The organism is Inquilinus limosus MP06, from assembly GCF_000767795.1.
Classification (GTDB): domain Bacteria; phylum Pseudomonadota; class Alphaproteobacteria; order DSM-16000; family Inquilinaceae; genus Inquilinus; species Inquilinus limosus_E.
On the sequence record NZ_JANX01000449.1, the window covers coordinates 1 to 5,416 of the forward strand.

A 5,416-nucleotide genomic window follows, 5' to 3' on the forward strand; every position below is an offset into this window, starting at 1 on the left:
GGCAGCAGCACCTCGCCGCCGGCCTCCGCCGGGCGGCAGGCCTTGAAATAGTCGATATAGCGCGTGGTCTCGGCCGCCAGCTCCTCGGCCGAGCCGAACTGGCCGGGCGCCATGTAGATCGACAGCATGCCGTTGCAGAAGCGGCGCGGCCCCGGCCCGGCGCAGCCCGACCCGGTCAGGGCGCCGGCCACCAGCTCGCAGATCAGGGCCAGGCCCGACCCCTTGTGCTCGCCGAAGGCGCGGATGGCGCCGAGCCCGTTCTGGGCGTTGCGGGCGCTGCCGGGCACGGCCGGGCCGTAGAGGGTGTCGGGGTTTTGGCTCAGCGTGCCGTCGGGCTCGATCAGCGCGCCCTCGGGCAGGGGCTTGCCGCCATTGGCCGCCACCAGCACCTTGCCCTCGGCCACCAGCGAGGTGGCGAAGTCCAGGATCACCGGCGCCCGGCCGGGCACCAGGAAGCCGGCGGCGAAGGGGGCGGTGGAGAAGCGCCGCTCGACCCCGCCGAAGGGGGCCACCAGCTCGCTGCCCGCGACATTGACGAAGTGCAGCGAGCACAGCCCGGACTCGGCCGCCATCTCCGCCCATTCGCCGATGCGGCCGAGATGGCCGGCATGGCGCAGCCCAACCACCGCGATGCCGCCCTTGAGCGCCTTGTCGATGCCGATCCGCACCGCCTGCGGCCCCACCGTCTGGCCGAAGCCGTAGCCGCCATCGACCAGGGCGAAGGCCGGGGTGTCGGTGACCACCTCGGCGGTCACGTCGCGCCGCACCTCGTCCTTGGCCAGCATGCCGACATAGCGCGGCACGCGGATGACGCCGTGGCTGTCATGCCCGGTCAGGTTGGCGGCGACCAGGTATCGGGCGATGCGCCCGCTCTCGGCGGCGCTGCAGCCCTGGGCGGCGAAGATGTCCCCGACCAGCGCGGTCAGGGTGTCGTGGCGGATCAGCATCGAGGGTCCCATCGGTTCATTTCAGGCCGGTCGTCGCGATCCCCTCGATCAGCCGGCGCTGAAAGACGAAGAACAGGACGAACAGGGGGACCAGCGACAGCAGCGACATCGCCAGCATCGGGCCCCAGGCCGAGACGCCGGTCGAGGCCATGAACAGCCGCAGCCCCTGCGGCACGGTATAGGAGGCCATGTCGGTCAGATAGACCAGGGGCGTCAGGAAATCCTCATAGGTCCAGATGAAGGAGAAGACGGCGGTGGTGACCAGGGCGGGGGTCAGGAGAGGGAGGATGATCGAGCGGTAGATCCGGAACGGCCCGGCGCCGTCCATCATCGCCGCCTCGTCCAGCTCGCGCGGGATGCCGCGGATGAACTGCACCATCAGGAAGACGAAGAAGGCATCCGCGGCCAGGAACTTCGGCACCACCAGCGGCAGGATCGTGTTCACCCAGCCCAGGTTGTGGAACAGGATGTATTGCGGGATCAGCGTCGCGTGCAGCGGCAGCATGATGGTGGCCAGCATCAGCCCGAACAGGGTGCGCTTGAACCGGAAGTTCAGCCGGGCGAAGGCATAGGCCACCAGGCTGCAGGCCATGACGTTGCCGATCACCGCCAGGGCCGAGATCAGGAAGGAGTTGCCGAAGAACACGCTGAAGGGCAGGGCGGCGCCGCGCCAGCCATCGGCGTAGTTCTGCAGCCGCAGCTTGGCCGGCCACAGGCCGGGGTCGGAGAAGATCAGCGTCGACGGCTTGACCGAGCTGCTGGCCAGCCACAGCAGCGGATAGATCATCACCACGGCGCCGGCGATCAGCGCCAGGTGGACCAGGATCCGCTTCGGCCGGACATCGGCCATCCAGAACGGCAAGCCTTGCGACCCCGCGCGCATCCGCGCCTCGTCCCGCACCGGCGCCGCCGTCATCGCTCGTCCCCGTAATGCACCCAGAAGCGGGCCGACAGGAAGGCCACGGCGGTGGCGGTGGCGATGATCCCGACCAGGATCCAGGCCATGGCCGAGGCATAGCCCATCTGGAAGTTGGTGAAGCCCTGCTCGTAGAGATACAGGGTGTAGAACAGCGTCGAATCCGCCGGCCCGCCGGTGCCGTTGCTGATGATGAAGGACGGGGTGAAGGCCTGGAACGCGCCGATCATCTGCATCACGAAGTTGAAGAAGATGATCGGGGTGAGGAGGGGCAGGGTGATGCGGAAGAACTTGGTCACCGGCCCGGCGCCGTCGACCGAGGCGGCGTCGTACAGGTCCTGCGGGATCTGCTTGAGGCCGGCCAGGAAGATGATCATCGGCGACCCGAACTGCCACACCGCCAGGCTGACCAGGGTGTAGAGGGCGGTGTCCGGGTTCGAGATCCAGCTCGGCCCGTCGATGTCGAACCACAGCAGGATGTGGTTGATCAGCCCGTCATAGCTGAAGATCTGCCGCCACATGATGGCGACGGCGACGCTGCCGCCCAGCAGCGAGGGCAGGTAGTACAGGCCGCGATAGAGGCCGAGGAACCGGATGCCGCGGTTCAGCATCACCGCCACGGCCAGGGCGAAGGCCAGCTTCAGCGGCACCGACAGGAAGACGTAGTGGAAGGTGACCTTGACCGCCTGGAGGTAGCGCGGGTCCTCGAACAGCAGCCGTTCGTAATTGTGCAGCCCGGCCCAGATGGGCGGGTTGAACAGGTCGTAGCTGGTGAAGGACAGGTAGAGGGACGCCAGGATCGGCCCCAGCGTCAGGCAAAGGGCGCCGACGATCCACGGCGCCAGGAACAGGTAGGCGGCGCCGTTCTGCTCCGCCGTGCTGCCGACGCCCCGTGGGCTGGCGCCGCGCCGCTTCACAGCCGGGCCTTGGCTTCGCCGATGAACTGGTCGGCGGCCTCCTGCGGCTTCAGCTTGCCGAAGGCTACCGCCTCATTGGCCCGGCGCAGCATGCCGGACATGCCGGTGATGCCGGGATAGCGCGGCGGCGCCGGGTCCTGCTGCAGCAGGTCGATATAGGCGATGATCTTGCGGTCGGCGTCGGTGCCCTCATTCGCCAGCGCCGTCCGGCCGGCCTTCGACGCCGGCACCATGCCGCTGCCGCGGTAGTACAGCGCGATCCCCGCCGGCTCGAAATGCATGAAGCGGATGATGTCGACCATCCGGTCCTTGTGCGGCGATTTGGTCCACAGCCCGGTGGAGTTGCCGGCATAGGTGTAGTGGTGCTGCTTGAGCGTGCCGCCCTGGAAGCCGTTCGGCATCATGTGCAGCACCAGGTCGTCCTCGGTCAGCGCCTGGAGGCCGACGAAGCTGTCGGTCAGCGACGCGAACATCGCCGCGCGGCCGCTGATCAGGCCGGTCAGCGCCGGGTCGTCGCCATTGGCCAGGGCCTGCACCTCGCCGGGCGGGATGCCGCCGGCGTCGCGCAGCTTCGCCCAGTAGGCGAACCATTCGGCCATGTCCTCGCGGGCGAAGCCGAACTGCCGTTCCGGCGTGAACATCGACTTGCCCCTGGCGCGCAGGAAGACGTCGCAGGGGATGTAGTTCGACCCCGCATCCTCCAGCCCCCAGAAGCGCTTGCCCTTGGCCTTGCTGATCGCGACCGCGGTCTCGGCCAGCTGTTCCCAGGTGAACATCTGGTCGGGCAGGGGCACGCCCGTCTCCTCGAACACCGCCGTCTTCACCGTGATCGCCGGGGCGATGCAGTCGTTCGGGATGGCGTAGAGCTGGCCGCCCAAGGTGCCGGCCTTGATCGCGCCGTCGACATAGTCCGACAGGTCCAGCGGCTTGGGGATGTAGCCGTTCAGCGGCGCCAGCACGCCGCGCCGGGCGTATTCGCCCAGCAGGTCGACATTGACGCTGAACATGTCGGGCGCGTTGCCGCCCGCCGCCTCGGTGGCCAGCTTGTCGGTGAAGGCGCTGAAGCTGGTGAACTCCGGCACGATCTCCACGCCCGGATGGCTGTCGGCATAGGCCTTCAGCGTCGCCAGGGTCTGCTTCAGCTGCTCCTGGCTCTCGACATAGCCGCCGAAGCGGATGCGGGCCGTGTCCTGGGCGAAGGTGCGGGGAGCGAGGCCGGCGAGGGCCGCCCCGCCGATCAGGGCCGCGCCGTGCCGCAGGGCGTCGCGCCGGCCGAATTTTTCGGAATCGGGTCTCCTGGACATGTCGGGTCCTCCCCCTGAGGCGGTGGGGCGCTTGCCGCGCCTCTCACCATGACCGGCTCAATGTACGCAAGTTGGTGCAACGTAACACCACGATCGTCCGCCGAGTCAACATGGCAATGTTTCACAGCACGGGACTGGCTTGGAGATCCGCCATTTGACATCGGCGCCGGGGCGGCGCTATTCGTGATAAAACGTTGTACCTGGCGTTTTCGCGAAACAGCAGGTTTGGGGGATCGTGGCGAGCATTCTCGACGTGGCGCGGGCGGCGGGCGTCTCGGCCAGCACGGTGTCGAACGTGCTGAACGGCCGGCACGGGCGCATGCAGGCCGAGACCAGGGCCCGGGTGCTGCAGGCGATCGAAGAGCTCGGCTACACCCCGAACGCGCTGGCCCGGCAGTTCAAATCCGGCCGCAACCGCACCATCGGGCTGATCGTGCCGTCGGTCGCCAACCCGTTCTGGGGCGCGCTGGCCCACAAGGTCGAGCGTGCGGCCACCGCGCTGGGCTACAAGGTCTTGATCTGCAACGCCGAGCGCGACCCGCAGCAGGAGGCGCGCTATGCCGAGACGCTGCTGTCCTCCGGCGTGCGCGGGGTGATCTTCAGCTCATCGCCGCTGACCTTCGACCACATCGCCCATCTCGTCCGCCGCGGCCTGGTGGTCGCCGCCTTCGACCGCAGGGGCCAGGGGGCGGAGGCGGTGGTGGCCTGCAGCGTCAGCGTCGACAACGAGCTCGGCGCCAGGCTGGCGGGGCAGCACCTGGTCGGGCTCGGCCACCGCCGCATCGCCTTCCTGTCCGGGCCGATCAGGACCTCCAGCCGCGCCGGCCGCCTCGACGGGCTGAAGGCGGCGATGGCCAGGGCGGGGCTGGCGCTGGATCCCGCCCTGGTCTGGCAGGGCGCGGGCATCGGCGGCTACGGCGACACCGAGGGGCCGGAGCTCGGCCGCATCGGCATCCGCGAGCTGCTCAGCCGCGACGACCCGCCGACCGCGGTGGTCACGGTGAACGACATGTACGCGATGGGCGCCTATGCCGGCGCCCGCGACCTCGGCGCCTCGATCCCGCGCGATGTGTCGATTGTCGGCTTCGACGATGTCGACCTCGCCGCCGTGGTGCATCCGGCGCTGACCACCGTGCGCCAGCCGCTGGCGGTGATGGCCGAGGCCTCGGTCGGCGCGCTGATCCGGGTGCTCGAGGGCACCGATGCGGGGCAGGAGGCGCATGTCAGCGCCATGCCCCAGCTGATCGTGCGGGCCTCGACGGCGCCGCCCAAGCAAGGGAGCTGATCATGGCGGGTGTGGTTTCCGGCCGGGCGATCCTGGTCGCCGGCGCC

At 69.1% G+C, this 5,416-nt stretch carries 5 protein-coding genes; 1 reads left to right on the forward strand and 4 read right to left on the reverse strand.

The features are described from left to right. The 4 genes from P409_RS25540 to P409_RS25555 all read right to left on the reverse strand — a co-directional run. A partial coding sequence (locus P409_RS25540; RefSeq protein ID WP_034845069.1) for an Ldh family oxidoreductase occupies positions 1–947 on the reverse strand: 947 nt, incomplete at its 3' end. Between the two features lie 16 nt (positions 948–963). Further along, positions 964–1,863 carry a carbohydrate ABC transporter permease gene (locus P409_RS25545; RefSeq protein WP_081991790.1) on the reverse strand — a complete coding sequence of 300 codons (900 nt, stop codon included), beginning with the start codon at positions 1,861–1,863 and terminating at the stop codon, positions 964–966. Continuing rightward, positions 1,860–2,780 carry a carbohydrate ABC transporter permease gene (locus tag P409_RS25550; RefSeq protein WP_052121382.1) on the reverse strand — a complete coding sequence of 307 codons (921 nt, stop codon included), beginning with the start codon at positions 2,778–2,780 and terminating at the stop codon, positions 1,860–1,862. The genes P409_RS25545 and P409_RS25550 overlap by 4 nt, the downstream gene beginning before the upstream one ends. Then, a complete protein-coding gene (locus P409_RS25555) occupies positions 2,777–4,084 on the reverse strand; it encodes an ABC transporter substrate-binding protein (protein ID WP_034845072.1) in 1,308 nt (435 codons plus the stop codon). The genes P409_RS25550 and P409_RS25555 overlap by 4 nt, the downstream gene beginning before the upstream one ends. A 235-nt stretch (positions 4,085–4,319) precedes the next feature. Here P409_RS25555 and P409_RS25560 point away from each other — a divergent pair, with 235 nt between their 5' ends. Beyond that, the gene (locus P409_RS25560) at positions 4,320–5,369 is read left to right on the forward strand and encodes a LacI family DNA-binding transcriptional regulator (protein ID WP_034845074.1); all 1,050 of its coding nucleotides are present in this window, start codon (positions 4,320–4,322) and stop codon (positions 5,367–5,369) included. Positions 5,370–5,416: the final 47 nt, after the last annotated feature.

Coding starts and splice junctions, on each gene's coding strand:
- P409_RS25555 (WP_034845072.1), bottom strand. CDS start 4,084: ATGTCCAGGAGACCCGATTCCGAAAAATTCGGCCGGCGCGACGCCCTG.
- P409_RS25545 (WP_081991790.1), bottom strand. CDS start 1,863: ATGACGGCGGCGCCGGTGCGGGACGAGGCGCGGATGCGCGCGGGGTCG.